The organism is Mariniblastus fucicola, from assembly GCF_008087665.1.
Classification (GTDB): Bacteria; Planctomycetota; Planctomycetia; order Pirellulales; family Pirellulaceae; genus Mariniblastus; species Mariniblastus fucicola.
In genome coordinates, this window is record NZ_CP042912.1 from 3,001,581 (window position 1) to 3,028,072 (window position 26,492).

Sequence of the window (26,492 nt, forward strand, 5' to 3'; positions counted from 1 at the left end):
GGACGGTTCGGCAGTGCATGACCCGGACGGTTCGGCGGCGCATAAAAAAGGCCCGGCGATTGCCCGGGCCTTTCTGCGAACAAATTCAGTGAAGATTTAGGCGCCAGTTATTTACCAAGCTGATCTGCGAGGAACTCGGCATCGTAAACGTAACGCAAGGATTCACGAATCGCATTCGAGTGAACGCTTACCGATCGGCCTTGCTTGTCCGTGTAGGCGTAGTCGGCGATCAGAGACTGAATATTCCCATCGAAGATCAATCCGACCAGTTCGAGATCCTTGTTCACAACTGGAGATCCCGAGTTTCCTCCGATGATGTCCGTGGTGCAAACAAAGTTCATCCGCGTGCCGCCAGGAATCTTGTCACGAGCCGAAGTCCACGACTCTGGCAGATCGAAATCTTTCTGACCGCTGTGACTTTCTTCGTGAGCAAATGTTCCGTTGATGTCCGTGAAAGCTGGAATTGATTTCCCTTTTTCCTCGTACCCAATCACCGGACCGAACGCCAGTCGCAATGTGAAAGTCGCGTCGGGATACACTGAAGTTCCGTTGGCCGCGAACATGACTTGCGAGATCTGCGCGTAAGCCTGTTTTTCGATTTCGCCCAGTTCCTCAGAATCCTTTCGGTCTGCACGAACTTTGTCGTCAACGGCCACAGCCAACTTGATCAGCGGATCGTCCGAGTTCTTGATCGCGTCGATACCACCGGCAGCAATCTGCTGACGAACTTCCGGATCATCGAGCTTTGAATTGAAGATCAATTCGGACGCTCGATCGTTCGGGTTTTTGCCCGCAAGCACCGTTTGACAAAGCTCATCGTCGGCGCCGCGGATTTCGCACATGCGAGCAATTTCGTCTGCAAGAATCGCCTGCTGAAGTTCCTTGTAAATCGGAGCCGAAGAAAAGAGTTGCTGCTCCAGCGACTCACGCCCCGAATCCTGGAACTCGGCAAGCCGTTCGTTCGATGGCTTCAGGTCTTCGGTCGCCATCTGCACCAGTTCCTGAGCGATCGAGAACATTCGGGAATTGATCAGGACCCCCTGGCCCTGCTTTTTCGCTTTGCGTTTCTGAACGTCCGCAATCTTCTCCCACGCCGAGGCGTACTCTTTGAGCTCTTCGGTCGAGCTAACTTTCTCGAGCAATTTCTGCTCAGCCGCGACCGCGTTGGCCATCATCGCCGGATCCTGCAAGCCTTGCAGCATGCCCATGTATGCTTTGCGAGAGTTCTGGAATCCGAACAACTGGTCTTTCGCGATTCGCTCCATCTCGGGACCGCCAAGTCCAAACTGTTGCAGCAGAACTTCGCGTCGGCGAATGAAGTCCAAAATGTACGGCATGCGAACATCGCGTTGATACTTCAAAGCCGCGGTGGTGAAAATGCGACTGGTCCGGCCCGGGTTTCCGGCAACAAAAACCAGTTCGTTTTCCGCAGGACCGTCTTCCGACCATTTCAAAAAGTGCTCAATTTTCGCGGGCTTGTCGTCTTCGTAGACTCGAAAGATCGTCGCATCGAGGTTGAAGCGAGGGTATTCAAAGTTATCCGCATCACCGCCGAAGAAAGCGATGGAGGCTTCCGGCGCCCACACCAATCGAACGTCCGTGTACTTTTTGTATTGGTAAAGGTGGTACTTGCCTCCGCCGTACAAGGTTACAACATCGGAACGCAAACCGGATTCTTCTTTCGCCGCCGATTCGATCTCTCCAATCCGTGCTCGTCGAGCCTTCGCCGCATCGCCGGGCGCCATGTCGGAACTGATCGCCTCGTTGACCTTGTCGGTGACGTCCGTGATCTTGATTAGCTGATTCAGCTCAAGGTCCGGGGCTTTGAGTTCGTCTGCCATGGACTTCGCCAGAAAACCGTCTTTGGCGTAGTTGTTGTCTTTGTCGCTAAGCTTTGAAAGCGTGTCGAACGCGACGTGATGATTGGTAAGCACCAGGCCGTTGCTGGAAACGAAAGACGCCGATCCGCCCACGTTGAAACGAACACAGGACTTCATCAGCTTGTCAGACCATTCTTCGGTCGGCTCGAATCCGTATTTGGACTTCAGGTGTTCCGTCGGCAGGTCGTTAAACAGCCACATGCCTTCGTCAGCATTGGCTTGAGAAAGAGTGCTGTTGCACAGGCCAGCCACAAGCAGGCTGAGCAGGCAACAACGTTTGAATATTGCGAACATCTTGGTTGGCTCCGAAAGTGAACGTTTCCGATTCGGGTGAATCGGCGAGCTCACATTTTGATCGGCAGCCAGGGGTTTGTTAAGTCCCACAGGGAAACGGTCGAGATTTTCAGACCGTCCAGCCAGAGTTTTTCAAAGCGTCACGCCGTGCGGGGCAGGGCAATTTCCGTGCTAACTGCGTCGCCTAACCCAACCGGTCGGTAGCAACGTGGTACTGCGGATCTTCGGAAACATTGATCTCCACAAGGTCGCCAGCTTTGTCCAGCAGTTCCTGACATTCGGGGCTCAGATGCGTCAAATGCAGTCGCTTGCCTTCCGACTGATACTTTTCCGCCAGCGTGTTGATCGCTTCGAGACCGGACTGGTCGTAAACGCGTGAGTAGTAGAAATCGATGACGACGTCATCCGGATCATCTGCGACTTTGAACATGTCCTTGAAGGACGAAACCGAAGCGAAGAACAATGGGCCGTGCAGCTGATAGATTTTGCTGCCGTACTGGTTGTACTTGATGTCGGCCCCGATATGCGTGGCGTGTTGCCAGGCGAAAACCAACGCCGAAATAATAACGCCCAGAATTACGGCTGAGGCAAGGTCGTGCATGAAAACAGTGTACCCAGCGACAAAAATCATCACGAACACGTCGGACATCGGCATCCGTTTGAACATCTTCAGCGATGCCCATTCAAACGTTCCAATCACAACCATGAACATCACACCCACGAGAGCCGCCATCGGAATTTGCTCGATCCACGGGGCTAAAAACAGCACGAAAATCAACAGGCTCACAGCAGCCGTGATACCGGAAAGTCTGCCGCGTCCGCCGGAGTTCACATTGATCAGCGACTGCCCGATCATGGCACATCCGCCCATGCCTCCGAACAGTCCACAAACGACATTGGCGATACCCTGGCCAACGCATTCGCGATTTCCCTGGCCGCGGGTTTCTGTGATTTCATCGATCAGAGTCAGCGTCATCAGGGATTCAATCAGTCCAACGCCACAAAGCACGATCGCGAAAGGAAAGATGATCCTCAACGTCTCGAGGTTCAGCGGTGCCTGTTTCTCAGTGTCCAAAAAGTACAGCGTTGGAAGTCCGCCGGCGATTCCGGTGTCGGACTCTGCATCGAGAATCGCACCGATCGCGGTCGCCTGTTCGCTTTCATTCATCTTGCTCCAGGCGGAAACTTCTTCGCCTTCTTTCGCGACCATCGCGTGGCCGTGAGCATCGACGCCTTTTAATTCCTTGATTTCTTCTGCTTTGGAATTCGTCGCCAGCATGTCGCCAACGGTCGCCAACACGTTCTCTTTATTGTCTTCTGTTTGATAGCTCTGGTTGACGGCGACTGAAATCAGAGTGACCGTCAGGATCGCGGCCAGCGATGCAGGGACCGCCTGGGTTACTTTTGGCAGCAGCCAGATAATCGCCATGGTCAACGCGACCAGGCCCAGCATCCAATAAAGCGGAGGACCTTGCAGGAACGAAAGCGAACCGTCTTCGGCGAGAGCTTTGAAGCTTCCGAGTTGAGCCAATCCGATCACGATCGCCAACCCGTTGACGAAGCCGAGCATAACCGAGTGCGGCACCATTCGAATCAGCTTCCCAAGTCTCGCGACGCCGATCACAATTTGCAGGATGCCGCATAGGATCACAGTCGGGAACAGGTATTCGACTCCATGGATCGCAACCAGCGACGCAGCGCCACCGATCACAACAGCCATCGCTCCGGTTGCTCCGGAGATCATGCCCGGGCGGCCTCCAAAGATGGCGGTCAGCAAACCGATAAAGAACGCCGAGTACAAACCGACCAGCGGCGATACTCCAGCGACAAACGCAAACGCAATCGCCTCGGGTACGAGAGCAAGGGCTACGGTAAGACCTGAAAGCAGGTCGCTTTTGAAATTGCCAGTTCGCTGGCGGAAGAAGTTAAGCATTCGTTCGCAGTTCGTGGTAAATTCGCGGCGCCACACAAAGCAGTGGCGAACTATACTCCGCGAACACCATTGGTCAACGGCGGTGTGGTTCACCATAAAGGCAGTTTCGCTGCATAAAACGTCGATCAAATCGCAGCAGCGGGTGAATTCTGCCCCTTTAGGTGCTGGTTGGCTCGATATCTTAACGGTGGTCAACGATCCGGCAAAACGTGACCGGTTATGACGGTTCATAGAAAGTTACACAACGCTGGGTGGAAAACGCAATTGTGCCGAAGCTAACGGACCGACTGGCCTAACATTCCCGGATGCTGACCGAAGTCGGTTGGCCGAGCACGATGTGGTCCAGCACATCGATCCCCAGAAGTTTGCCGGACTCCGTCAACCGATTGGTGACCTCGTGGTCTTCTCGGCTGGGCGTCGGATCCCCCGAAGGATGGTTGTGAACCAGAATCACCGATGACGCGGCGTCCTTGATCGCCACCCGAAAGACTTCGCGAGGATGAACAAGGCTGGCGTCCAACGTTCCGACGGTAACCTGATGCGTGTCGATCACCTGGTTCTTGGTATCGAGTGTCACGACATGAAATTCCTCCTGTTTGGCGTCTTCGATCAACCGTGAAAACCTGCGTTGACAATACTCGATCGCATCGTGGCTGCCGTGAATTTTGTGCAGGACTTTATCGCCGGCGATCGATGCAATTCTGCGCCCAAGTTCTATGCCGGCCATGATTTGGCAGTAGGCTGTTTTTGAAATCGCGACGCTGATGTCCTTCAGTTCGCTGGGGCTGGCGTCTGGCAAATCGCTCAATCGCGTATTGAAAGCGCGGGCAAGTTTTTCGCCGCCCATCACGGCAGACTCACCCGGACGACCTGAGCGTATCAGGATTGCCAACAACTGCGATTCAGTCAGCGAAGAGGCCCCGCGTTCCATCAAGCGTTCTCTGGGCCGTTCCTGTTCTGGCGTCGCCTTGATCCGGGTTCCGTTAACTCGGTGGTCGATCCATTTCCTGAAATCGAACTTGCCTCTGCCTTCGTTCCAAAGAAACTGATCCGGGTTCGTCGTCGATTTTGACGGTTCCTTTAACAACCAGCCGTCCTTGACCAGTTCGTTCACGACGCGCGTGACAAAAAACGGTCGATCGTCGCAGCGATCTCTTGCAGACGGCAAGTCAAATGAGTCAAGGTTTGCGATGCTCTGAATGATGTTTTCGTAACGGCCGGATCGCTCTTTTTTCGTTTTTCGCTTCGACATGATTTGCGAGTGGATTCTGATTCTGGTCAACTTCCCATTCACCACACGAAATTGTATCAGTCAGAAACCGGGACATGTCAGTAGAGATTCAAAATGTTGACTTCAACGATTCCGAGCAGTCCCAACAATTCCTGATGTTGATGGACCAGTACGCCTGTGATCCGATGGGAGGCGGGAAACCGCTGGGCCCGGTTGTTCGTGATACGCTGGTAGAAGAATTGCAAAAGCAAAGCTCGTTCAATGCGGCGATTGCCTATGTCGATGGCCAGCCTGCGGGGTTGGTGAACTACATCGAAGGGTTTTCAACGTTCGCGGCCAAGCCGTTGATCAACATTCATGACCTTGCCGTGCACTCAGACTTCCGCGGTCGCGGATTGTCTCATCAACTGTTGGCGTTTGTCGAAAAAGAGGCTGAAAAGCTGGGGTGCTGCAAGCTGACGCTTGAGGTCTTGGCTGAGAATCTGATTGCCAAAAACTCTTATGGCAAGTTTGGCTTCGAGCCCTATCAGCTATCTGAAGCTGGGGGACCGGCTCAGTTTTGGCAGAAGAAGTTGAGCTGATTTTAGCGCGTAGCGCTGCTGGCATTTAAGTCGCGTCGCTGCTGATCGTTGAGTATCGGCTGGCTGACTTTTACCTGTTTGTTATTCGCGAAAGCGACTGCGACGTCGAATTCGGCGCTCAACCGCAGACTCGTCACGGTACGCTTGCGGCCGAATACTCATCGTTTTCGCTTCCTCTTCAGACACCAAATATTCGACGTCCGGTTTGTCGTAGGTGGCTTCTTTACTGATGGCGTTGTCGATTGCCTGAACGGCACGTTGAATCAGAATTTCGCGCGAGACCGGTTTTATCAGAACGGATTCTGCACCGGCACTGATAATCGATTTTGAGACGTCGAAGTTTGGATCGGCCGTGATCGCGATAATTGGGACGCTATAGAGATGCGGAAAACTTCTTACCATCTTTGTGATCATGTTGCCGTCGAGTCCCGGCATCCGAATGTCTGTAAACACGACGTCGGGGCGCGTGAACCGGATTTGCGAAATCGCTTCGGACGAGTCACAGAAACCATGGACGTTTTCAAATCCAGCCGATCGCAGAAAGTAGGTCAGCGTATCAACAACCAGTTGCTCGTCGTCGATCACGAATATCTCGGCGGCGGCGTATTTGTTTCGTGTTGGCAGTTCTTCAGTAGCGATGTTGGTTTCCATAGGGCCGTCTCGTTCGCGTGGAAGTTCAAAACAGTGCTCGGGCTACTGAGAACATAGGTCACGTCGAAAGCACAAGCGTCATCTTCGCTTTAAGGGTTTCCCCTCGTTTAAAGGCCGTCTGTAAGCTGCTTGGTGGGATTGAAAACAGTTCAATGATCGATCGAGTTATGTTTGCGAGCGTTGGCAAAATCAGTCTTTGAACCCCTGAGAGTTTCCGTTTGGGCACGAAAAAAACCTGCCGAGAGTGACAGGCTTGGAAACTCGATTCTGAATTATTCAGTCGAAGCAAAGATCTTCATGCGGAGGAAATTGACGTGCGACGATGACTCATGCGACCAGCTTTGACCATCAGCCCAGGCACTGTTTAACAAATTGACTTTCATGTCATCAACGCGGCCAAACATGAGCGGCAAGTCAGTAGCCGCCGTTAAAAATCGCAACGGAACGGCGGCTAGCGCCTTGCCGCTCACATTTACCAAACAGTGCCTAGTTGGAGCCGTCTGATTCTAGCGGCGGCAGGTCAAGATTAAGATCATCCCCTGTGATTTCCAACTCAGGCGATTCAGGATCTGGCGTCGATTCTGGAAGTTCAAGGATCGGCAGCGCCGTTTCCTGCACCGAATTCGAAGCAGCGTTCGATTCCGAGCCTGAGTCTGGCGTGCTCAAAATAGAATATTCAACGCCAGATTCATCAGCCGAAGCCGGGCTCTCGAACGATGTCGTAGCGACTTTCCCCGCGTTCAAAAGCAATGACTCTCCAGGCGTGGAAACTCCGATTTGATTCGCAGTCGATATCGGCGTCGTTGGAGCATCTTTGTCGTTGTCAGCTTTGTTTGCCGCCAGGCTGGTCGAGTCTTCCCGATTCGCCGGCGCCTGAGGTTGTGGAACCCGATACTGCCGTTGGTACAACCGCCCGGAATACGGATCGCGATAGGTGACAACGACGACTTGCGTTTGCGAGGCAGCCTGATTGGGGTTCGCCGACGCGGTCCGCTGCTGATTCTGCTGTTGCTGTTGTTGCGCAGCCTGTTGGGCGTAAGTCGTGCCGTTTTGATTTCGGTAGCACGGAGGCGTTTGAGCCTGCATTGCGTATCGCTGCGACGGAACGTAAGTGGCTCGCGGTTGCACCTGCGTGTACCGGTAAGCGTCCGCGTCGTAACCTGACGGATATCCGTACTGAGGTTTCGCGTAGCCGCGAGCGTCATAGTTTGCGTTTGCCCGAAACCGAAACAGTTGGGCTTCGACGGAAGGCGTGACCGCGCTGGCAAAAACGAGCACGATAAAAATGCGGAAGGCGAACATCTCAACTCCAATTCCAATAATTTGTGACCAAAGTTCCGGCTCGCAAATTGTTACATTCTTTCGCCCGGCGAAAAAGGGTGTGAGCGTTAGAATTATGATCTGTGAAAAGCCTGTTTCTGAGTCAGGCAAAGCTTATACTTGAGCGTTGCCGCATCAAACTAAATTCATTCTTGAGGTTCAAATGTCGTTGACCAAACGATTCGCAGCTGGTTTCTCTTTCACGTCGCTCTGTTGCGCGTGCCTGACTCTGGCAGCTTTCGCAGTCGATTGCTCGGCTCAGCAAGCAGTTAAAACGGAAACGAAAGCTGGCCAACAGGGCGAAGCGGAAAAGATCAAGGTGTTGATCGTTGACGGCCAGAACAATCATGCTCACTGGCCCAAGACCACGATCATGATGAAGCAGTACCTGGAAGAATCCGGCAAGTTTACCGTGGACGTTGCCCGGACGGCGACGATCTGGAAAGGGAAATTGGCGCAGGAATTTCCGTTGGGTGATGGCAAGGAGTACAAGAATCTGCCAAAGCCGAAGGCGGATCCAAACTTCAAACCTGATTTCGCATCCTACGACGTCGTGCTTTCGAATTTTGGCTACAACGCAGCGCCGTGGCCCGAGGAAACGAAAGCCAATTTCGAAAAGTATATGGCGGAAGGTGGCGGGCTGGTGGTTGTTCACGCGGCCGACAATTCCTGGGGTGACTGGAAAGAGTTTAACTTGATGATCGGGCTCGGCGGTTGGGGCGGACGAAACGAATCCAGCGGACCCTATGTCTATCTCAATGATGATGGCGAAGAAATTCGCGACAAGAGTAAAGGCAACGGTGGCAGTCACGGACCGCAGCACCTCTTTCAAGTCGTGGCTCGAAATACGGAACATCCAATCATGAAAGGCTTGCCGACATCCTGGTTGCACGCGCAAGATGAACTCTACGACAAGCTACGTGGGCCGGCTGAAAACATGACGATTCTTGCGACGTCCTATTCAGATCCGAAGTACAAAGGCACCGGTCGTCATGAGCCAATGATCATGGTTTTGGACTATAAGAAAGGCCGCATTTTTCACACGCCGATGGGGCACGCTGACTATTCCATGGAGTGCGTTGGCTACCGTACTGTGTTGCTGCGTGGAACCGAATGGGCGGCGACAGGGCAAGTTACTTTGACTGAAGTGCCGGAAAATTTTCCCACGGACAAAGCTGAATCGAAGACTGCCTTCGAGTTGAAAACGAAAGCGGCAAAGTAGTTCGCCAGGCGTTTCGGTTTTGCGCATTGTTTTGTGCATTGTTCGTGCATTGTTCGTGCATTGTTCGTGCATTGTTCGTGCATTGTTCGTGCATTGTTGAGCGAGGCGTTGTCGCGGTGTGCAAACTGCACAGCCCATCGACGTCTGCCGTGGAAGTCAGCTGTATCGCAAAAAAGGATTCCAGCATGAGTGAATCAGAGTTTCGGTTGGTCGTGTTCGAAACTGACATCGGTTGGGTTGGCGTGATGCACTGTGATCGCGTCATTCATCGCGTTCGAATCGGTTTTGCCTCGATGCTGGACGCTGCGATGGCGTTCCGGGAGCATCGAGTTGGACCGGACGAACCGAACGGCTGGGAGAAAAAGTTGATCCGCCGAATCGCCAAAGGCCTTACTCATGGCGCGGCCATCTCGAAATCGAAATCTGCATTTTGCTTTGACGACATCGACGTCGACGACGACGAACTGACAGACTTTCAACGTAAAGTCGTCACTGCCGTTCGGAACCTCGGGTTTGGTGAGACCGCATCGTACGGCGAACTTGCCAACCGAGTCGGGCATCCTGGAGCCGCGAGGGCTGTTGGTACGGTAATGCGAAAGAATCGTTTTCCGATCATCGTCCCCTGCCATCGAGTGCTCAGCAGCAACGGCATCGGTGGATTCACTTCCGCTCGAGGCGTCGGGACCAAACGTCTGCTTTTGCAGATTGAGGGGCATGAGATTGATTGATGGTCAGGCCGATAGCGACCAAAACATCACCAGTCATCCGTCGTCGGAAAACTCGGGCGTTCATGATTTAGACGGACCTGAGGCAGAATACGTTTTGCCTCAGCTCGGCATCATTGAATTGATGCTGTTGACCGCGGCGATGGCTGGCGCTTTCGCGTTTCAAGAGCAGCTCACAAACATGAACCGTGGGATAGATTCCGATGTCTTATGGTTCGAATTATTACAGCGGTTCGTGTATTCCACTCAAATCGGTGTTCCCTTTGCGGCTCTCTATCGGTTCGCGATTCAGAAACGAACGACGGGACGATATTTGCTTCAGCCCGGGCACTGGGTTTTGGTCAGCGTGCTAATTTCAGTCGTCGGCTATCTGATTCCAATGGCTTTGTTTCTGACCCTTTTCGGGCAGAGTTCGCTGGATGGGGACGGCGGCTTTGATCATTGGGTACTCTTGTTCTTGTCTATTTCCAGTCTCGTTTCCGCGATCGTCCTTGTTTTTGGGGCAATTAGATATCGGCGAATGTGGCGAGCCGTTTTGCTGCTGTTGGCGATACATTCGTTAGTGAATGCAGTTCTGATGGTCACCTACATGACCTGGAACGAGTGGACGATTTACACTGGTTATACGTCGTTCGTTAGCTGGTTTGCGATTTTGGACTGGATTGAAATCGGCATAAACGGCCTGCTGGCGTTGGCCCTGATCGCCTTGGTAGCAAGCGAAATATTTGGCCGCGTTCGTCGAGACCTTTGGCACTGGTTGGGGATTCTTGCGATTTTCATTGCAGCCGTCGCCAGTCCAGCAATCAGTTTTATCTACAATTGGATAAACGCGTGAGCGCAACTCACTCTTTCGTTTCCTGGCGAAAGACAGCCACGATATCTTCGGCGGGAACCACAAACAGGTGATTATCCGATTCGAAATCGACGGGAATTGCGTTGCCCGGATGAAAGAGCACCTTGTCGTACTGCTTCAGCGGCAAATCCTCGTCATGTTCGATCGCGGCGGAAATTGTGACGATTCGTCCGGTAATCGTGGGGATTTCAGCGGAATCCGGAAGAGCGATTCCTCCCTTGGTTTCCTTTTTGGGCTCGTCCTTGCGAACCAGAACGCGCAGCCCGATTGGCTCGACATACTCAAATTTCGTTCGTTTTGTTGACTTTCGCTCTTTCGCCATGATTTCCTGCTTGGGCCGATAATGGATCGAAATATCGTAACAATTTGGGCGATTCGGAAAAGAACTGCTTCGTCTTGAGGCCGATGATTCGCTCGATTTAGAATCCTCGCAGGTTTGGGGTTGAAAACTCCTTTGTTTCTGCAAAAATCTCCCGATTACCGAACAAATCGCGGGGAATTTATGCCCCGACGCAGGCCGATTCGCCGATGTGAACCGGAACCGTTCAAGGCAATGATTCGCCATTATCGACAACGGGGACTTCCCCACGGAAATTAGTTACAGGTTGAAAAGTGTCAGCAGAAGCACTGTTAGTAGAAAAGCGTGAAACGACAGGGACGTTGAGGATTCGCCGACTTCGCAAAGAAGGCAAAGTCCCAGCGGTTCTTTACGGACACGGTCAGGACAATGTCAATCTTGTAGTCGACAGCCGAGCTGTTTCCAGGATTGTCGATCACGGTCACTATGTGGTTTCACTCAGTGGCGCAGTCAACGACACCGCGATGATCAAGGAAGTTCAGTGGGACGCATTTGGTTCCCGCATTCTTCACATTGATTTGGCGCGTGTTGATGCGTCCGAGACCATTGAAGCGTCACTGCCGCTGCACATGAAGGGCGAAGCTCCTGGTGCTGGCCTTGGCGGAATGGTGACTCAGTTGGCTCATGAATTGAAAATCACATGCCCGGCCAACATGCTGCCGGACTTTTTGGAAGTCAGCATCGACGAATTGCAGCTGGATGGAAGCATCAGTGCAAGCGAGATTGCGCTTCCTGAAGGTGCTGCTTTGGTTGGAAACCCTGCAGAGACCGTTATCTCATGTCCGCCACCGAAAGGTGCAGCTGCGGATGGAGATGAGGACGCTCCGAGCGAACCAGAAGTCATCGGCGAATCCAAAGAGGATGCAGCTGAGTAGTTGAAACATTTGCGAGGTTAGTTGAGTGGCGTTTAGAAAGTTGCTCAATCTGTTTCGCAGTTCCAGGGATTCGACGACTGAATTTGATTCCATGAAGATAGTCGTCGGTCTGGGGAACCCGGGTGCCAAGTACAACGCAACCCGGCACAATGTTGGATTTGATGTGATTGATGCTCTGGTCGAAAGGCATGCCTTTGGTGCCAGAGCGAAATCAAAATTCAACGCAAATGTAAACGAAGTGATGATTGGAATGACCAAGGTGGTCCTTCTGTCGCCACTGACTTACATGAATCTGAGCGGCCAGTCCGTTCGGGCAGCCATCGATTTTTTTAAACTCGATTTAAAAGATTTGATGGTGATCTGTGACGACCTCAACCTGGATGTTGGGCGAATTCGCATTCGTGCGAAAGGCTCTGCCGGAGGTCAAAACGGAATCAAGGACATCATCAACCGTCTTGGCTCGCAGGAGTTTCCAAGACTCCGGTTGGGAATCGGGCGACCGCCCGCCAACTGGGATACGGCTGACTATGTGCTGGGTAAGTTTGACGAACATGATCAGGTTTTGATCGGTGATTCGGTGAGGCAGGCTGTGAAGGCTTGTGAGTTCTGGATCGAAAACGACGTGCAAGCGACGATGAACCGGTTCAATGCTGACCCTTCGGCCAAACCAAAAAAGAAACAGAAGCCGGGAAAAAAGCCGGCGGATACTCAAAGCGACACTGAAAATAAATCAACTGATTGACTTATAGGACCAGAGGTTACCGTGGCCGAAAACGTCTACGAATGCATGTTCATCTTTAATGCCAACGCTTACGCGCGCAATCCTGCAGCTGCCCAAAAGGCGGTCGAAGAATTGATCGAGTCGGTCGATGGTGAGATCCTTGCCAGTCGACTGTGGAATGAGCAAAAGCTCGCGTTCCCGATCAAGGGCCACCGCAAGGGTGCCTACTGGTTGACTTACGCTCGCATCGAAAGCACACGTTTGGCGAAACTGAATCGCTCAACTCAGCTTAACGACTCGATTTTGCGTCACTTGTTTGTGAAGCTTGAGCCGAGATTGGTCGATCCAATGGTCGCTGTCGCCAAAGGTGAAGTTCCCGTTGAGGCTGAAGAAGAAGCAGCTCCAGCGGAAACTGCTGCGGCAAAGCCTGCCGAAACAGCCGCCGCGGCGGAGTAGTTGCGAAGCAGTGACCAGACGTGTCACTGTGTGCAACAATGATGAACTCAGGATGAAATAGCTGCGGGAATGAGTCCTGCAAATCAGAAACCGGAGAAATCATGGCCAGCTTCAATCGCGTCGTACTTGTCGGAAACTTGACTCGAGATGTCGAATTGCGCCGCACGCCACAAGGCACCGCTGTGACCGATATCGGTTTGGCGGTCAATGAGCGTGTCAAGAGAAACGATGAGTGGGTCGACGAAGCAAACTTTTTCGACATCACACTGTGGGGACGAACGGCAGAAGTTGCCAGTGAGTACCTTGCGAAAGGGTCTTCGGTATTGATCGAAGGCCGATTGAAATACGAGACATGGTCGCAAGAAGACGGTAGCAAGCGATCGAAAGTAAAAGTCGTCGGTGAGCGAATGCAAATGCTCGGTGGCCGATCAGGCGGCGGTGGCCAGGGAAATCCTTCCGGCTCACAAGCCTCCGGATCAGGTTCCCAAGTGGCATCGAATTCGCCGTCGTACCAACAAGCCAGTAGTACTCCGCCACCGGCGGACGATGTTCCGTTTTAGGAACTACTTTAATTCAGCAACCTTTTACCAAGTTTAAGTCAATCACATGCCCAGCACGAAAATGAAAAAGCAGAAGCGGAATCGTCCAGCAGGCGCTCCGCGTGTGAAAAAGTCAAACACTTCCGGCGTTGAGCTTCTGTTGATCCAGTCGATCGATCATCTCGGAAAACAGGGCGATGTCGTGACCGTCAAGCGTGGTTATGCCAACAACTACTTGTTGCCACAAGGCCTGGCGACAGTTGCCAGCGATCACCACAAGCGTATGGTCGACAAGCACCGTGCCAAGTTGCAGGAAATTGAGCAGGCTCGCTTGAAGGATCTTCGCGATCTTGCCAAGCACGTTGCCAAGCAGAGCGTTACGATCGAAGCCAATGCGAACGAAGAAGGCCATCTCTACGGTAGCGTCGGTGCTCCGGAGATCGTTGATTCGCTGAAGCAAAACGATGTGCTCCTCACAACAGACCAGATTCGCCTCGAAGGCGTTCTGAAAGAACTTGGGCTCTACACCGTCAAGGTTCACTTGCACCAGGAAATCGAAGCCGAACTTAAAGTTTGGGTCGTTCCTACTGTCGAAGACGAGAAGTAGTCTGGTCTCTTCGACCTGATCGAACTATCAAAACGTGCTGCGTTTTCCATTGGCAATGGCCATTGGCGACGCTGCACGTTTTTTTGTGGCTTAGCCTTTGGTTTAGCGCTAAATGTGGCCGCAGAATGGAATTCACGCCGAGTTGTGGCGACATCACTTGGCGGCACCCCGTGGTTGCTATTGAGCCCCGTTCAGTCATCGGCTTGGCAGAATCTGCCGGATGTCACGTTACGCCATCTTCAATCGACCGTCTCATTTCTGGTCGAAGCTTAGAATCGCCGAATGGCACTCAGCGACAGCCAGTGAGCCTGAACTTTTGCAGTCGCGTTGTCGAAGTCGCCTCCGAGGTAGTCGCTGGTTCCGGTTTGTTGCGGATCGCTAAACGAAAACTGATACGCAAAATCCAATTCGTGGCCCAGAGCTTTCCAGCCATAGCCCAACGCAAACGCGTGCTCCAAATTGGTTTGAACAAACGGGCTAAGCGTACCGTCTGGAATTGGATTTCGATGATACGTATAGCCGACACGAAGGGTCTTGCCGCCGCAGAGATGCTTTTGAAGGCCCGTTCTGACCGAAACTGTATCGCGCCAATTCAGCGGCAAATTTTCCTGAAGTTGATCGCCAACGACTGCGGCATAGACCGGATTGTCCGGGTTCGAAAGGTGATTGTCGAAGGACTGAAACGCGTCGGACCAATTGAACCAGACTACGTCCAATCCAAAATCCAGATCTGAACGCAACTGGTGTTTCAAGCCAACGCCAAGTGATCGAGGCCACTTCACATCCAGCTTTGTGTCAAAGCGTGATTGTCCCAAGCCGGGAATCTCGACGACCGTATTTCCATCAAGCGTCATCTTCACCTGGTCCTGATAGTTGACGCCGATCGTGGTCCGATTCGACAAACGGTACTGCAGTCCGCTGGCCCAACTCAGACCTGCACCCGTCGCCTGAAGATCGAACTTTGTCGGTGTGCCAGCAAAGGCGTTGGGCCCTTGGAGTGTGTACGGGCCTTCAAGTTCCATGTGATTTATGGCGACGCCCAAGTTAGCCCCGACTGAAAGTCGGTCCGTCATTCGCACTGAGATGGCCGGGAGAAAGCGAGCCATTGCTCCAAACGACTTGTAGTGTTGCGGGCCCGAAAACGGAGCACGCCCTTCAAGTGTGTACTCAGCACCAAATCCTGCCTGGGAGAACAGTCCGATCCCGACGGCAACATTTGGATTGGCCGTTTTCATCGCGTAAGAAAACTGCCCCGTCGGGATGGGATTGTCTTCGGCGCCTGTTCGTGGATTGTCAGGATCCGACCACGAAAGATCCGTCAACAGAAGGTCGATTCCAAAGTCCGTCATCCTCATGGAATCCATGTTGATCATCGCCGCCGGGTTGTCCAGCAACATCGCGCCATTGTCAGCATAGCCGAGGTTCGCACCTCCGCGGCCAGCAGTTCGGGCTCCCATCGAATCGCGAATGAAACCGTCTGCGAACGCGGTTGAACTGTCGGAAGTGACAACGGCTCCGATCAACAAGACAGCAAGGACGTGAATTGATTGGCGAGAACTGAATCGGCGGTACATGGCGGGCGTCCTTTGACAACGGGTTCACCATGTCTATCGACAGATCCACACGGGACACTGTTTGACGAAGCGGTTTCACAGGGACAACCCGGAGCCTCCCGAACTGTTTCGCGAGCGTGCAAAGATTGAAGCTGGCTGATATTGCAGACGGTGAAAAGGCCGAAGCAAAACGCGCAGCTTTCACTCAAACTTCTACGCGGGCATGACATTGTGCGTGTCCCGCTGTCAGCGCACAAAAAAAACGGCCGAGAAACTCTCTCGGCCGTTCTGATTTCGTTGTTGGCAGTTTCCTGTATTACTGGGAAACGGCACTTGATACGCCACTGGCACCGTCCGCGATCGGGATGACAGGAGCAGGAGCAGAGCTTGTGGCTTTGTCCGTGATGTCGACAGCACGCACACCGCTCATGGTGACAGCAGTTCGTGAAGACACCCGAACCATGCCGCCTCGTTGAGAGTACCATGTTTGGATGACGTCCTGAACTTTCGCAACGCGGCTGTTCGTCTCAGCAGAATCAGCTGTTTCCTGAACGTAGATCGTTCGGCGAGCCTCTGGCATGTTCATCATCATTCCGCTGATCTGATTTTTACCGTAGCGAGTCAGTTCGCCGTCTTGGTCGAAGTGGACTCCGGTCAGAATGTTCTGGTCTTCATAACCGGCATCGTACATTGGTCGCCAGATGTTGTGATAGACCTGGCGGCTGGCACACGCAAACGGTTTTGGCCACGCCGCGTTGCGAGCGTGAATCTTTTCATTCTGAACCTGAGTCGCTTTGAAACGGTCAGACATTTGCCCGTAGCCGAACGAACGCTGCTGGGCGGCGATGCTGGCGTCGCCACAGCCTGTACCGCAAGCCGCGCCTCCGGCCGGGTAGCCAAACGTTTCGACTTGGGCGTGAGAGGTTCCGGTAGACAGCACCAGAATAAAAGCTGCCGCGGCAGCAACGACGATCAATTGTTTCGACATGTTTACCAGCTCCATCAGTTTCTTCCGGACCCGGTAATCGTTCACCGGCCAGAATCGAATGCATCGACTTTGAATGTGGAAGTTTGAGGATGATTCCAGACTTCACTCTGCTTACGAATATCGGAAAGAGTCTGAAGAAAATGAGCTTCGATGTGACGGGAATTCGTTAAAATTCCTTCCAGCAGCAGGGAAATGAGAACCAGCAACTCTGGGGCAATTTGTGCGGGCTGCGCGTCGAGCAACGATCGCGCAAAAAGACACGGCCCAGCAGCGAATGAATCGTGCTGGGCCGTGTTGTTCTCTCACAGGGTGTTGTCAATCCTGATCAAGCTGTTTGCCGAATGATCTGACGATCATCAATGCGAGCAAATGTCATTCTGTGGCCAGATATGACATTCGCCCACAAACTCCGGGCAAACTTCGGAGGACGTTCGAGTTCGGCCTGTAGTCCAAGCAATGGACGGGTGGGCAGGTCGATGGGGAACTCACAGAATAACAACTGGGTTGCAGCGGTCAACGGAAAGAAAAACACGCGTTTTACCGTGTAAATTGGCCAAACGGCCACGATAATCCCCCGTTTTCCCGAGGCGAAAAAGTCTCGGATTTGATCAGATTTCTCGTCCGTGACATCAATTCGCTGCCGTAACGCGAGATAGTGCTCCCTCAGCACCGACGCATTCAGCTGCTAGCGAAAATTCCATCCCCCGAATCGGGGGTAAAGCCGTCTCAGGATTCGCTTCACCAATGGCTTCATCGGAATCTGTTTCAGATGATTTCGGAACGTATATTGGCGCCGCGCGATTGCTCGGGAAAGAGGGTTAAAGTTCGCCATTCCAAACGCGACTGGTTCACTTGCATTGCAAAACTTGAATTTGTAAGCGTCGTCTCCGTAACCCAGGTCCAGTTTTCGAGCACCGAGCTCGCATGCGTGTTCTGCGGACTGCATCAGCATCTCAGTGCCTGGCGAGTACTTGTGAAAGCGCGGATCGTAAACAGGAAACCAGTAATGCAGGATATCATTCGTCAGCATACCGAAATGGGCCCCAACCAGTTCGTCACCGGCCCACAGGACGGAAAGAATGCCGCGAAAGTTCGGCTGTCGGACGCGATGAATTTCTCGAAGCAGGTCGGAAGCCCAGCGGACACCAAGAATGTCAAACGTGTTGGAGTTTGTATACCTCGTTCGCTTCAGTTCGATCAGTCGCTCCAGCAGCAGCGGATCTTCCGACTCGAACTCGAAACGGACTTCGCCGACTTCGCGCCCAAGGCCACGCGTCTTTTGTCCCTGACGTTTGATCGTTGAACTGTTCTTCCGGGCCCACCTGCGATACGCTTCCCAGCCATCGGAAAGGTCCGCGTAGTGCGATTTGAATTCTCGAAAGTAGTACTTTGCCAAAGAGTCATTTGACGCGTCAATCGCGTGAAACTTGAACGAATCAAGCTTGGCGGCTTTCAGCATCAGCTCCAGCGTCTGCGGATCCTGCTTGCCCATGATTCCGTGCCAGTCGTTGAGCAATCCGCCCACGGGAACCGCGTGGCCAGGAGTGTTCTCCTGAAACGGAAGGATACCAACGATGTTGCCATCGGTTTCAGCGATCGCGATTCGAACATCGTCGCGAACCCGACCGACTGCTTTGGTAAACTCAACGTCGAAGTAGGGACTATTGAAGACCGTGTTGGACCGTCGGATTCGATTCCAGTCTTCCAGAATCGCGCCGCTCAGGGACTGCGGTCTAACGATTTGAATGTTGCAAGGTTGAGTACGGACAATCGGGCGCGCGGCAACAGGAGATTCGGTCTGTGCGGCTTCAATTGATTCGGTCGTCGAATTCATCAGGTAGCTGTTCATCATGTTGGGACGTTGGGGGATTGGCTCCGCCTGTACCCATTATGCTCAGGACGAAATTTGGGACCACAGTTATTGATCATTATCCGTTCCCAAATACGAGAATCGGGGGTCCAGCTGATTCAACCCGCACAAACGGCCAGTCCCTCGAACCTCAGTATCGGCAGGAACCGGGGATCAAAATCCAACATGAAACAGCTCAAGGAAGCACGCCGTTGGCAGTCGCTAACGGGTCCCGCCAATGCCTCGTTGGGCGAGATTGTTCAGACGATGTGAGAGGCTGTTGAGAGCGTCCGAAATCATTTCGTCGTAAGTCCGCCCATCGGTCGTATCTACGCCATGTCCCGGCACCGCATCTCGTAACGACTGCAATGCAGGGTCTTCATGGTGAAACATTTCGGCGTAGACGTATTCGAGTTTACCCGTTCGTGCACAGGCTGATAAAAGTGCGCCGATCCAGCCGTCATCCGTCGTAATGCAGCCACGAGTTGTCTTTGCTGAAGCATGGAAGACACTTAGCCCATCGCTGGCTCCAATTTCTTCGATCAGGCCGATGTTTTCATCGAGGGACAGTTGGGAATCTCCGCAGTGCGCGGCGTCGACGAGCACTTGAAAGAATGGCCGTCCCAAGGCCTCGTTTGCTTTGTCGACGAGCTGCCATGCACGTCCAACGTCAGTGAAGGTCGCAAACTCGACGTCGCGCAAGAACTCGATGTTCCACGACTCAATCGACGAATCCGCGATGTTTGATTTTTCGTAAGCCTTGAGGTGGACTTTAATGATCTGTTCGACGGCCGCGTCAAAGTCGGCCCCTTCTTTTCTTTCCCCGCCCGTCATCCACGGTTCAAGCGACGTCGAGCCAACAGTTTTCAAACCGCGTTTGGCTGCTGATTCGAGGCACTCTACCAAACAGTCAACGACGGCGTTTTCGTCTGCAGGGTCCATCGGGTTGCCTGCGCCGCCGACCATCAGAATAACGTGGACTTCCATCCCCAGGCTCTCGAGACCTTTGACCATTTCGTCGTAGTCTGCATCCGCAACGCCCGGGAACATCGATACCTGAACGCAATCGATTTTGGCTTGAGTCATATCGGCCAAACCTTGCATCCGCGAGACGACTTTTAGTTGTCCTTCGTCGTCACGCGGCATGTTGCCGTTGTCGTCAGGCACGAGGCCGTCCAGGAACTGAATGTGAGTTGGCACGACGCCAAGCTTGATGCTGCTTTTGGATTCAATTTTGGTCATGAGATCTATTGTGCGGGATCTTTGGTTCCTGAAGTGTCAGCGTACCAATATAGCGTTTTTTCGAATCCGATTCAGTTGCGAGCTGATGATTCGAATGTCGATTTACGAATCGTTCAGCAAAACGTGTGATACCTGGTTTCTGCCGCGTCCCTTGGCGAGGTAAAGTTGCTGGTCGGCGTGGGTTAGCAATGTCCGCGATTCGATTCCAGCGACCTTTGCAATCACGGCTCCGATCGATACCGTAAATTGGACTCCGTCGAGATCCGTGAGTTTGCTCAACGAGACTTTCTCTCGAAATGCGGAAAGCGCTTCGATGATTTCGTTTTTGTTGCCGGTCTCAAACAGCACGCTAAACTCGTCGCCGCCCATGCGTGAAACCAGCAGGGCATCGCTGAACGAGTCGCGAAGCAATCGGCTGGTTAGTCGAATCAGCTCATCGCCGGCGAGGTGGCCGTGGCTGTCGTTGGCCAGCTTGAAGTGATCGATATCGATAATCGCCAGCGAAAGAGCACGGTGCTGATTGGCTTCCATCGCTCGCTGGAACGCCCTTCGATTTGCCAGCCCACTCAGTGGATCGGTGGATGCTTCTTTCTCCAGGATCAGTTCGCGTTTACGCCTGTTTTCCGGTCGGTCAAAATAGACAAACGTCCAACGGCAGCCGTCGAGCTGATATTTGACCAACTGGATTTCGAGAGACGGACGATCCTGGACCGCGGAAAGAAGTATCTTCTCTCCACGCGGACCGTCGGCCTTGAAGTCGACGCCCGGAAAGATCGAGCTCGCCGCGACGCCGGAGAGATCCCGTTGGACGGCGGGATCTGGACACAACAATTCAATGGCTTTCAGATTGGCCAGTTGGATCCTGTTTTCGTCGTCACAAGCGATGATTGCACAGGGAGCCAGACGAAGGGCTTCGCTCTCAATTCGGTTCAGTTGCTGAGACAATCGGCGGCTCATGGCGTGAGGTTTTGACCAGGGCTAAAGACTCCATGTTAGTACGGCAGACCGCTGATTGGGACCAGAAGTGGGTAATGCGGCGAATGGTTGGGTGTGGCTAAACAAACTGTCTCATCGAACTTTTTCCACTATTTCAATCGGCGGAAACGTTACAGACTGACATTCCGAGCGAACGAGCCGGAATCGCAGGTTTTCGTTTGAAAATATTGAAGCCTTTTAATACTTTATAGACGTCGCCAGATTCTCGATCGGCGGCTTTTTTCTTTCCCTGCCCTGCCGAGTGGCTGCCTCAAAAATGCTTTCTCATAACTTCAAATACGCCAGTCTGCTGGCTTGCCTGATCCTTTTTGTCTTCAGCACCGTCGTAGGTGCTCAGGAAGTCGGCGACCGCGTCTGCGTGACCGCCAATTTCCCCACCAAGATCAAAGAAAAGAAAGTTGGCGAAGTTTTCGAAGGCAGTATCCACACGATTATCGCCACCAGCGGTAGCAAGTGGTGTGCACTTGAGGGCGTCAACGGTTGGTTGCCGCTGGAGTACGTCATGAACCTGGGCGATGCGGAAGATTACTATTCCGAACGCATCAAAGGCAACGAGAAAGATTACGCTGCTTACGCTCACCGCGGGATGATCCATCGCGAGAATGAAAAGCTTCAGGAAGCACTGCGAGACATCAACAATTCGCTGCGAATCAATAACGAGAACGCAGCAAGCTGGTCGAATCGCGGAGTGGTCAACAATGAGTTGGGCAATCGCCAGCAAGCGGTTAACGACATCGCTGTCGCGATACGTTTGAACAAAAATTCTGCTCGGGCTTACTACAACCTCGGCAACGTGCTCTATGCCGCTGGTGCTCATGACGAAGCCATCAAAAACTATGACAAAGCCATTGAACTTCGTCCGGCAGAAGCCTGGTTTTACATTAACCGGGCCAGCGCGAAACACGATGCTGGCTACACCGACGATGCTCGAAAAGACTACGCAAAATCGATCGAGATCAACAAGCGTATTTCAGACAGCCATATCGGGATGAGCAACATTTACCTTTCGGAAAACGACTTGGACAAGGCGCTCGAATCTGCAGAACGTGCTGTCGATATTCAGCCAAAAAATGCTGTATCGCTCAATCACCGTGGTTGGGTTTTGTACAAGCTGGGCAAAGTCGAAGAGGCGATGTTCGATCTCAACCGTGCGATCAATTACGCGCCGCGTTTGCAGTTGGCGTACAACAATCGAGCTGTCTGCAATGTTGCGTTGGGCAAACTTGATGAAGCGATTGAAGATTACGATCGGTGCATTGAGCTTTCTGGCGGCGAAGGCACGCCAACGACTCTGAGCAACCGTGCGGTCGCGTTTGAGGCGAAGATGGAATACAAGAAAGCGATGGCGGACTTTGAGAAGGCCCTCGAACTGGGCGACTCGGTTCCGGAAGTGCTCAACGGTTTGGCGTGGTTCCTCGCAGTATGCCCGGAAGAAGACTTCCGCGATGGCAAGAAAGCGGTCGAGTACGCGAAGAAGGCTGTCGGAATCAGCGGAGATAAAGATTGGAACTTCATCGATACGTTGGCTGCAGCGTTGGCCGAAAATGGAGATTTCGAAGCTGCAGTTGAGAGTCAGAAAAAGGCCGTAGAGTTGGCTCCGGAAGATGAAAAGTCTGGCTATCAGGCGCGACTCGAGCTTTATCAATCCAAGAAGCCTTATCGCAGCAACGTTGGTAAGAGCGCCGAGTGATCTGCCCGATTCACCTTCTTGATCGTGATCGTTGCGATGATGATCGAATTACAGTTTTGTCGACGTTGTCCATCCGCCTGACGAAAGGATGCTTCAGGTATGCCCGAGGATTTTTCCGGTTTTGAGAATGTCTGGTTGAGATCCAGCTTTGAGGCTCATTGTCTGACGGGTAGCTATTCCAGGAACACACGTCGATTCGAGAATCAGGTCGGCCTATTGGTCGACACGCTTAACGATTGCGATTACGACCTACTGGGCAGGCAGCCTAAGATCCCAAGACTGATGGGCATGCGGCACGCAAGTCGCGAATGGACTGTGTTCATGGTCGTGGAGCACCTCTGCTTGCACACAGATTATCTTTTCCGAGCGATGCAGGCGCTGTTGATCGGAGACGAGACGCGCGCATTGGTCCCAAACTATCGATATCTTGTGCCCGAAGATGTGGGCGCAGACTGTATTGACCGGTTTCAGGATTCGGCTTGGCAATACATCGGATTTGCGAACAATCTCGCGGAGTCGGGACGTTACAAAGAATCGACCGGTTCCATTCGGCACGACCTGTTCGGCAGGCTTGGTCTGAAACGACTTCACGCGTTGTCGAGCTTTCATATAAAGATCCATCGACGCCAGGTTCAGAAAGTTCTGGCAACCGAGGGCGTGGTCTAGCCCTTGTTGGGCACGCAGAATCATGCCAACGGGAAACGTGAAACCAGTGACTCACAAGCACCTTCGTATCGCGTGGCAGAGGCTAAAACCTTGATGGGCTGTAAGGAGTCGCATCGATATGAGTCGGTTGCTGAGTTACGATTTCTGCGATCAGTCGTCCCGTCCCCGGTGCAAGGCTCAGTCCCAGCATGTTGTGGCCGGTCGCCAGAAAAGCGTTTCTCAAGTTCGGAACGTGTCCGATAATTGGTAACGAATCCCAGGTCATTGGTCGCCATCCGTACCATTTCGAACGAACTTCTCCATCCACAGAAGCGACCAAATAGGGCCTGGCGGAATCGCGAAGCTGCTGAATCCGGTAATCAGGAATTGTCGAATCATAACCAGAAAATTCCATCATCGAACCAAGTCGAAATCCATCGTCAAACGGTGACACGCCGACTTTGTGTTCGGGAAAAAGAATCGGATGCCGAGGCGAATGCTCGGGACGATCCATCGTGACCGAATAGCCTTTTCCTGGCTGAACCGGGATGGAGCAACCCAGCTCTTTTTCCCAATTGGCAGCCCAAGCGCCGAAAGCAAACACAAAATGTTCGCTCTCGAATTCACCCGTCGACGTTTCGATCGCGACAACGCGGCCAGCCTGTTTGCGAACGGAGCGAAGCTCACAGTTTTCCACAAACGTAATGTTCCGCTCTTTCAAATGCTTAATCCAGGACACGTTGAGCTTGTCCGGACGAACAGATGTATCACCGGGATAGAGGAACGCGCCTGCCAATCCCGGTTTCAGTCCAGCATCGAATTCTGGAAGATCGGCTCCTTCGATTCGCGTCGCCGGAATCCCAAAATGACGGGTCACAAGGTCATCTGTTTTCGCAAACGAATCCATGCCGCGCTGAGTTTGAAGCACGTACAGCAAGCCGTCTTCTTTCCATTCGCAATCGAAGGGATGTTTGCTCACCAGTTCGCGATACTCCTTCATCGACGCTTCGAGGATCGCTTGCAACGGCTTACCCGCGGCCAACATTTGACGATGCGTGCATCGTTTGGCGAACTGCATCAGCCACTTGTATAGTGCCAGATTCAGCGTAGGTTTTACGCGAAAGGGAGCCTTCGGATTGAACAGCGACCCAAGTGCCGCTTTGAACGCTCCGGGTTCGGTCAACGGTAAGGCATGGCTGGGACATATGTAGCCGCAATTCGATTGCGAACACGCAGACGCGGCTTGGCCTCGATCGATAATCGTCACCTTCAGTCCCGCGTCGGCCAGATAGTGAGCACACGCGATGCCGACGATTCCGGCTCCGATGATGGTGACCGAAGAAGTTTTATCCGTCATGCCGGCGAACTGCTTTCTGTGACAATGCCTTGAGCGAGGGGATCGCCAGGCTGGCCGATCAATTTTGTTTCGCCAATGATGAATGCGTTGCCAGTAATTCTCGCAATGATCATGGCAGGTTCCCCAACGGATTCAGCCTTCCAGTACTCCGCTGTGAATTGTCCGCCGCCAATACTTTCCTGCACGAAGGTGGCTCCCGGTTCCAGCTTTCCATCCTCGGCCAGACAGGCCAGCTTGGCACTGGTTCCCGTCCCGCAAGGCGAACGGTCGTAGACGCCTCCCGGGCAGAGTACAAAATTTCGACAGTCGACGTTTGGCGAAACCACGTCCTCCGAGAACTCGACGTGATCAATCGCGGCACCATCGGAGCCCGTGTGCCCTTGCTGCGCCAGCGACTCCATAATCTTTTTTGAGAGATACACCAACGCTTCGATGTTGTCCGTTTCCAACGGCAGCGGCGACGGGTGAACCAGAAAGAACCAGTTTCCGCCCCACGCAATCTCGCCCGAAATCATGCCGATGTTCTCGACTTCGACCATCACGTTGCTCTTATGACGATAGCTCGGAACGTTCTCGATCGTAGCCCGATTTGGGCTGATCAAGTCAACGGTAACGACGCCAACCGGTGTTTCAATTTGATGCGTGCCCAAACCGATCCGCCCCAAGTGATGCAACGTTACAGCCAGTCCGATCGTGCCATGGCCGCACATCCCGAGGTAACCAGCGTTGTTGAAAAAGATGACTCCAGCGGCGCAGTCAGGATCTTCTGGCTTGCAAATCAAAGCTCCAACGACGGCGTCAAAAGCACGCGGTTCGTTGATCGCGAATTGACGATATTCATCTGCGTTTTCGCGGAAACGCGCCACTCGATCGCTCAATGGGCCAGTTCCAAGATCGGGACCGCCTTCGATAATGACTCGCGTTGGTTCCCCTTCGGTGTGTGAATCGATGACTTGCACAATCAGGCTCCTACGCCGAAAAATCTTTGCCGGGCCAACGACTCCACCAGGCTTGAAACTGTTCAAGTTGCTTCTTCGCGTACCGAGCCTGGCTGGGTGAGAGAACGTCGGTTTTGTTGATCTGGAATTCGTAGTCTGAATCGCCAAGCAGGAATAGCAAGTACTTGTAGTACAACACCAGGTCCGGGCCTTCATCGAACTTCGACAGCACGGTCAGAGCATTGGACAACTCCAGCGCGAACCGATCGGCTTCCGGATCGCCCTGGCTGGCGGCGACGCAAAGAGCAACGTATTTCAAGACTTCCACAGGAAGACAGTTTCCGATTCCTGTGATCGCGCCAACGGCTCCGCAGCGGACAAAGCCGTGGTAAACCTGAGTGTCGACGCCTGCCATCAACAACACGTCATCGTCAGTGTGCGTGATCTGCTCGGCCGCGTACGAAAGCGATTCCGCGCCGCCGAACTCTTTGAATCCGATCAAGCTTGGGAACTCGCGACGCAGTTCGAAAAACAGATCCGCTTTCGTTTCGAAACCGTAGTAGGGACTGTTGTAGATGACGGCGGGCAGATCAGGGGCCGCAGCCAGGATCGCAGAAAAGTGATCCCGTTGAGCGGCCGGAGACTTTCCGCGCGAGAGCACTCGTGGGATGACCATCAAGCCAGCGGCTCCGACGGAGGCCGCGTGAGCAGCGTGTTCGACAGCGATCTGTGTGTTCTGTGCGCCCGTTCCAACGACAACGGGAATTTTTGCTTCGGCAAGTTTCGCCACGCCTTCCTGACGTTGCTGGTCCGTTAGTAGCGGCCAATCGCCCATCGAGCCACAGTAGACAACGCCAGTCATACCGGCGTCCATCATCTGCGTGCCTTTTTTGACAAGGGCTTCAAAATTAATGCTGCGGTCTTCGCGACAGGGAGTCATCAAAGCCGGAATGCAGCCTTGAAAAATAGAAGAATCGATTGCCACTTG

Annotated in this window: 25 protein-coding genes; 11 read left to right on the forward strand and 14 right to left on the reverse strand. The window is 53.1% G+C overall.

Annotated elements, in window-relative coordinates:
* Positions 1–107 precede the first annotated feature (107 nt).
* The 3 genes from MFFC18_RS11060 to radC all read right to left on the reverse strand — a co-directional run bounded on the left by MFFC18_RS11060 (position 108) and on the right by radC (position 5,359).
* Positions 108–2,174, reverse strand: coding sequence for a S46 family peptidase (locus tag MFFC18_RS11060; RefSeq protein ID WP_075086555.1), 2,067 nt, complete (start codon positions 2,172–2,174; stop codon positions 108–110).
* Positions 2,175–2,358: 184 nt separating this feature from the next.
* Entirely contained in the window at positions 2,359–4,107 is a 1,749-nt protein-coding gene (locus MFFC18_RS11065; RefSeq protein WP_075086486.1) for a SulP family inorganic anion transporter, read from the reverse strand.
* 292 nt (positions 4,108–4,399) lie between these two features.
* Entirely contained in the window at positions 4,400–5,359 is a 960-nt protein-coding gene (gene radC / locus MFFC18_RS11070; RefSeq protein ID WP_084417441.1) for a RadC family protein, read from the reverse strand.
* Positions 5,360–5,433: 74 nt separating this feature from the next.
* Between radC and MFFC18_RS11075 the strand changes: the two genes are divergently transcribed.
* Positions 5,434–5,919, forward strand: a complete 486-nt coding sequence (locus tag MFFC18_RS11075) for a GNAT family N-acetyltransferase (RefSeq protein ID WP_075086485.1) — start codon at positions 5,434–5,436, stop codon at positions 5,917–5,919.
* Between the two features lie 81 nt (positions 5,920–6,000).
* On the opposite strand, the gene MFFC18_RS11080 is transcribed toward MFFC18_RS11075, so the two are convergent.
* Both MFFC18_RS11080 and MFFC18_RS11085 read right to left on the reverse strand, forming a co-directional pair.
* Positions 6,001–6,570, reverse strand: a complete 570-nt coding sequence (locus tag MFFC18_RS11080; protein WP_075086484.1) for a response regulator — start codon at positions 6,568–6,570, stop codon at positions 6,001–6,003.
* 486 nt (positions 6,571–7,056) lie between these two features.
* The gene (locus MFFC18_RS11085) at positions 7,057–7,872 is read right to left on the reverse strand and encodes a hypothetical protein (protein ID WP_075086483.1); all 816 of its coding nucleotides are present in this window, start codon (positions 7,870–7,872) and stop codon (positions 7,057–7,059) included.
* Positions 7,873–8,053: 181 nt separating this feature from the next.
* Here MFFC18_RS11085 and MFFC18_RS11090 point away from each other — a divergent pair, with 181 nt between their 5' ends.
* The 3 genes from MFFC18_RS11090 to MFFC18_RS11100 all read left to right on the forward strand — a co-directional run bounded on the left by MFFC18_RS11090 (position 8,054) and on the right by MFFC18_RS11100 (position 10,672).
* A complete protein-coding gene (locus tag MFFC18_RS11090) occupies positions 8,054–9,112 on the forward strand; it encodes a ThuA domain-containing protein (RefSeq protein ID WP_084417439.1) in 1,059 nt (352 codons plus the stop codon).
* A 185-nt stretch (positions 9,113–9,297) separates the two neighbouring features.
* A complete protein-coding gene (locus MFFC18_RS11095) occupies positions 9,298–9,840 on the forward strand; it encodes a methylated-DNA--[protein]-cysteine S-methyltransferase (RefSeq protein ID WP_202907596.1) in 543 nt (180 codons plus the stop codon).
* A 127-nt stretch (positions 9,841–9,967) separates the two neighbouring features.
* On the forward strand, positions 9,968–10,672 hold the full coding sequence (locus MFFC18_RS11100) for a hypothetical protein (RefSeq protein ID WP_148618813.1): 705 nt from the start codon (positions 9,968–9,970) through the stop codon (positions 10,670–10,672).
* A 7-nt stretch (positions 10,673–10,679) separates the two neighbouring features.
* On the opposite strand, the gene MFFC18_RS11105 is transcribed toward MFFC18_RS11100, so the two are convergent.
* The gene (locus MFFC18_RS11105; protein WP_075086480.1) at positions 10,680–11,012 is read right to left on the reverse strand and encodes a co-chaperone GroES; all 333 of its coding nucleotides are present in this window, start codon (positions 11,010–11,012) and stop codon (positions 10,680–10,682) included.
* Between the two features lie 290 nt (positions 11,013–11,302).
* Here MFFC18_RS11105 and MFFC18_RS11110 point away from each other — a divergent pair, with 290 nt between their 5' ends.
* From MFFC18_RS11110 to rplI, 5 genes are all read left to right on the forward strand, one after another.
* Positions 11,303–11,923, forward strand: coding sequence for a 50S ribosomal protein L25 (locus tag MFFC18_RS11110; RefSeq protein ID WP_075086479.1), 621 nt, complete (start codon positions 11,303–11,305; stop codon positions 11,921–11,923).
* A gap of 91 nt (positions 11,924–12,014) precedes the next feature.
* Entirely contained in the window at positions 12,015–12,665 is a 651-nt protein-coding gene (gene pth / locus MFFC18_RS11115; RefSeq protein WP_075086552.1) for an aminoacyl-tRNA hydrolase, read from the forward strand.
* A gap of 21 nt (positions 12,666–12,686) precedes the next feature.
* Positions 12,687–13,100 carry a 30S ribosomal protein S6 gene (rpsF, locus tag MFFC18_RS11120; protein WP_075086478.1) on the forward strand — a complete coding sequence of 138 codons (414 nt, stop codon included), beginning with the start codon at positions 12,687–12,689 and terminating at the stop codon, positions 13,098–13,100.
* Positions 13,101–13,201: 101 nt separating this feature from the next.
* Entirely contained in the window at positions 13,202–13,660 is a 459-nt protein-coding gene (ssb, locus tag MFFC18_RS11125; protein WP_075086477.1) for a single-stranded DNA-binding protein, read from the forward strand.
* Between the two features lie 46 nt (positions 13,661–13,706).
* Complete coding sequence (rplI, locus tag MFFC18_RS11130) at positions 13,707–14,246, forward strand: 50S ribosomal protein L9 (RefSeq protein ID WP_084417437.1); 540 nt, start codon at positions 13,707–13,709, stop codon at positions 14,244–14,246.
* 269 nt (positions 14,247–14,515) lie between these two features.
* Here the strand turns inward: rplI and MFFC18_RS11135 are convergent, their stop codons facing one another.
* The 5 genes from MFFC18_RS11135 to MFFC18_RS11155 form a co-directional block, all read right to left on the reverse strand.
* On the reverse strand, positions 14,516–15,820 hold the full coding sequence (locus MFFC18_RS11135) for an OmpP1/FadL family transporter (RefSeq protein ID WP_075086476.1): 1,305 nt from the start codon (positions 15,818–15,820) through the stop codon (positions 14,516–14,518).
* A 295-nt stretch (positions 15,821–16,115) separates the two neighbouring features.
* The gene (locus MFFC18_RS11140; RefSeq protein WP_148618814.1) at positions 16,116–16,787 is read right to left on the reverse strand and encodes a hypothetical protein; all 672 of its coding nucleotides are present in this window, start codon (positions 16,785–16,787) and stop codon (positions 16,116–16,118) included.
* 685 nt (positions 16,788–17,472) lie between these two features.
* The gene (locus MFFC18_RS11145) at positions 17,473–18,636 is read right to left on the reverse strand and encodes a GNAT family N-acetyltransferase (protein ID WP_157665262.1); all 1,164 of its coding nucleotides are present in this window, start codon (positions 18,634–18,636) and stop codon (positions 17,473–17,475) included.
* Between the two features lie 222 nt (positions 18,637–18,858).
* Positions 18,859–19,878 carry a hypothetical protein gene (locus MFFC18_RS11150; protein ID WP_075086471.1) on the reverse strand — a complete coding sequence of 340 codons (1,020 nt, stop codon included), beginning with the start codon at positions 19,876–19,878 and terminating at the stop codon, positions 18,859–18,861.
* Between the two features lie 102 nt (positions 19,879–19,980).
* Positions 19,981–20,835, reverse strand: coding sequence for a GGDEF domain-containing protein (locus MFFC18_RS11155; RefSeq protein WP_075086470.1), 855 nt, complete (start codon positions 20,833–20,835; stop codon positions 19,981–19,983).
* A 295-nt stretch (positions 20,836–21,130) separates the two neighbouring features.
* Here MFFC18_RS11155 and MFFC18_RS11160 point away from each other — a divergent pair, with 295 nt between their 5' ends.
* Together MFFC18_RS11160 and MFFC18_RS11165 are read left to right on the forward strand one after the other, a co-directional pair.
* Positions 21,131–22,564, forward strand: coding sequence for a tetratricopeptide repeat protein (locus MFFC18_RS11160; protein ID WP_075086469.1), 1,434 nt, complete (start codon positions 21,131–21,133; stop codon positions 22,562–22,564).
* Between the two features lie 99 nt (positions 22,565–22,663).
* A complete protein-coding gene (locus MFFC18_RS11165; RefSeq protein ID WP_075086468.1) occupies positions 22,664–23,230 on the forward strand; it encodes a hypothetical protein in 567 nt (188 codons plus the stop codon).
* An 82-nt stretch (positions 23,231–23,312) separates the two neighbouring features.
* Here the strand turns inward: MFFC18_RS11165 and MFFC18_RS11170 are convergent, their stop codons facing one another.
* From MFFC18_RS11170 to MFFC18_RS11180, 3 genes are read right to left on the reverse strand one after another with little or no spacing between them, the layout of a single operon-like run.
* Positions 23,313–24,566: an NAD(P)/FAD-dependent oxidoreductase gene (locus MFFC18_RS11170; RefSeq protein WP_075086467.1), complete on the reverse strand. Its 1,254-nt coding sequence runs from the start codon at positions 24,564–24,566 to the stop codon at positions 23,313–23,315.
* Positions 24,563–25,591 (reverse strand): proline racemase family protein, encoded by a 1,029-nt coding sequence (locus MFFC18_RS11175; RefSeq protein ID WP_238381350.1) that lies wholly within the window; start codon positions 25,589–25,591, stop codon positions 24,563–24,565. The genes MFFC18_RS11170 and MFFC18_RS11175 overlap by 4 nt, the downstream gene beginning before the upstream one ends.
* A complete protein-coding gene (locus MFFC18_RS11180) occupies positions 25,536–26,483 on the reverse strand; it encodes a dihydrodipicolinate synthase family protein (RefSeq protein ID WP_087149701.1) in 948 nt (315 codons plus the stop codon). The genes MFFC18_RS11175 and MFFC18_RS11180 overlap by 56 nt, the downstream gene beginning before the upstream one ends.
* Positions 26,484–26,492 lie beyond the last annotated feature (9 nt).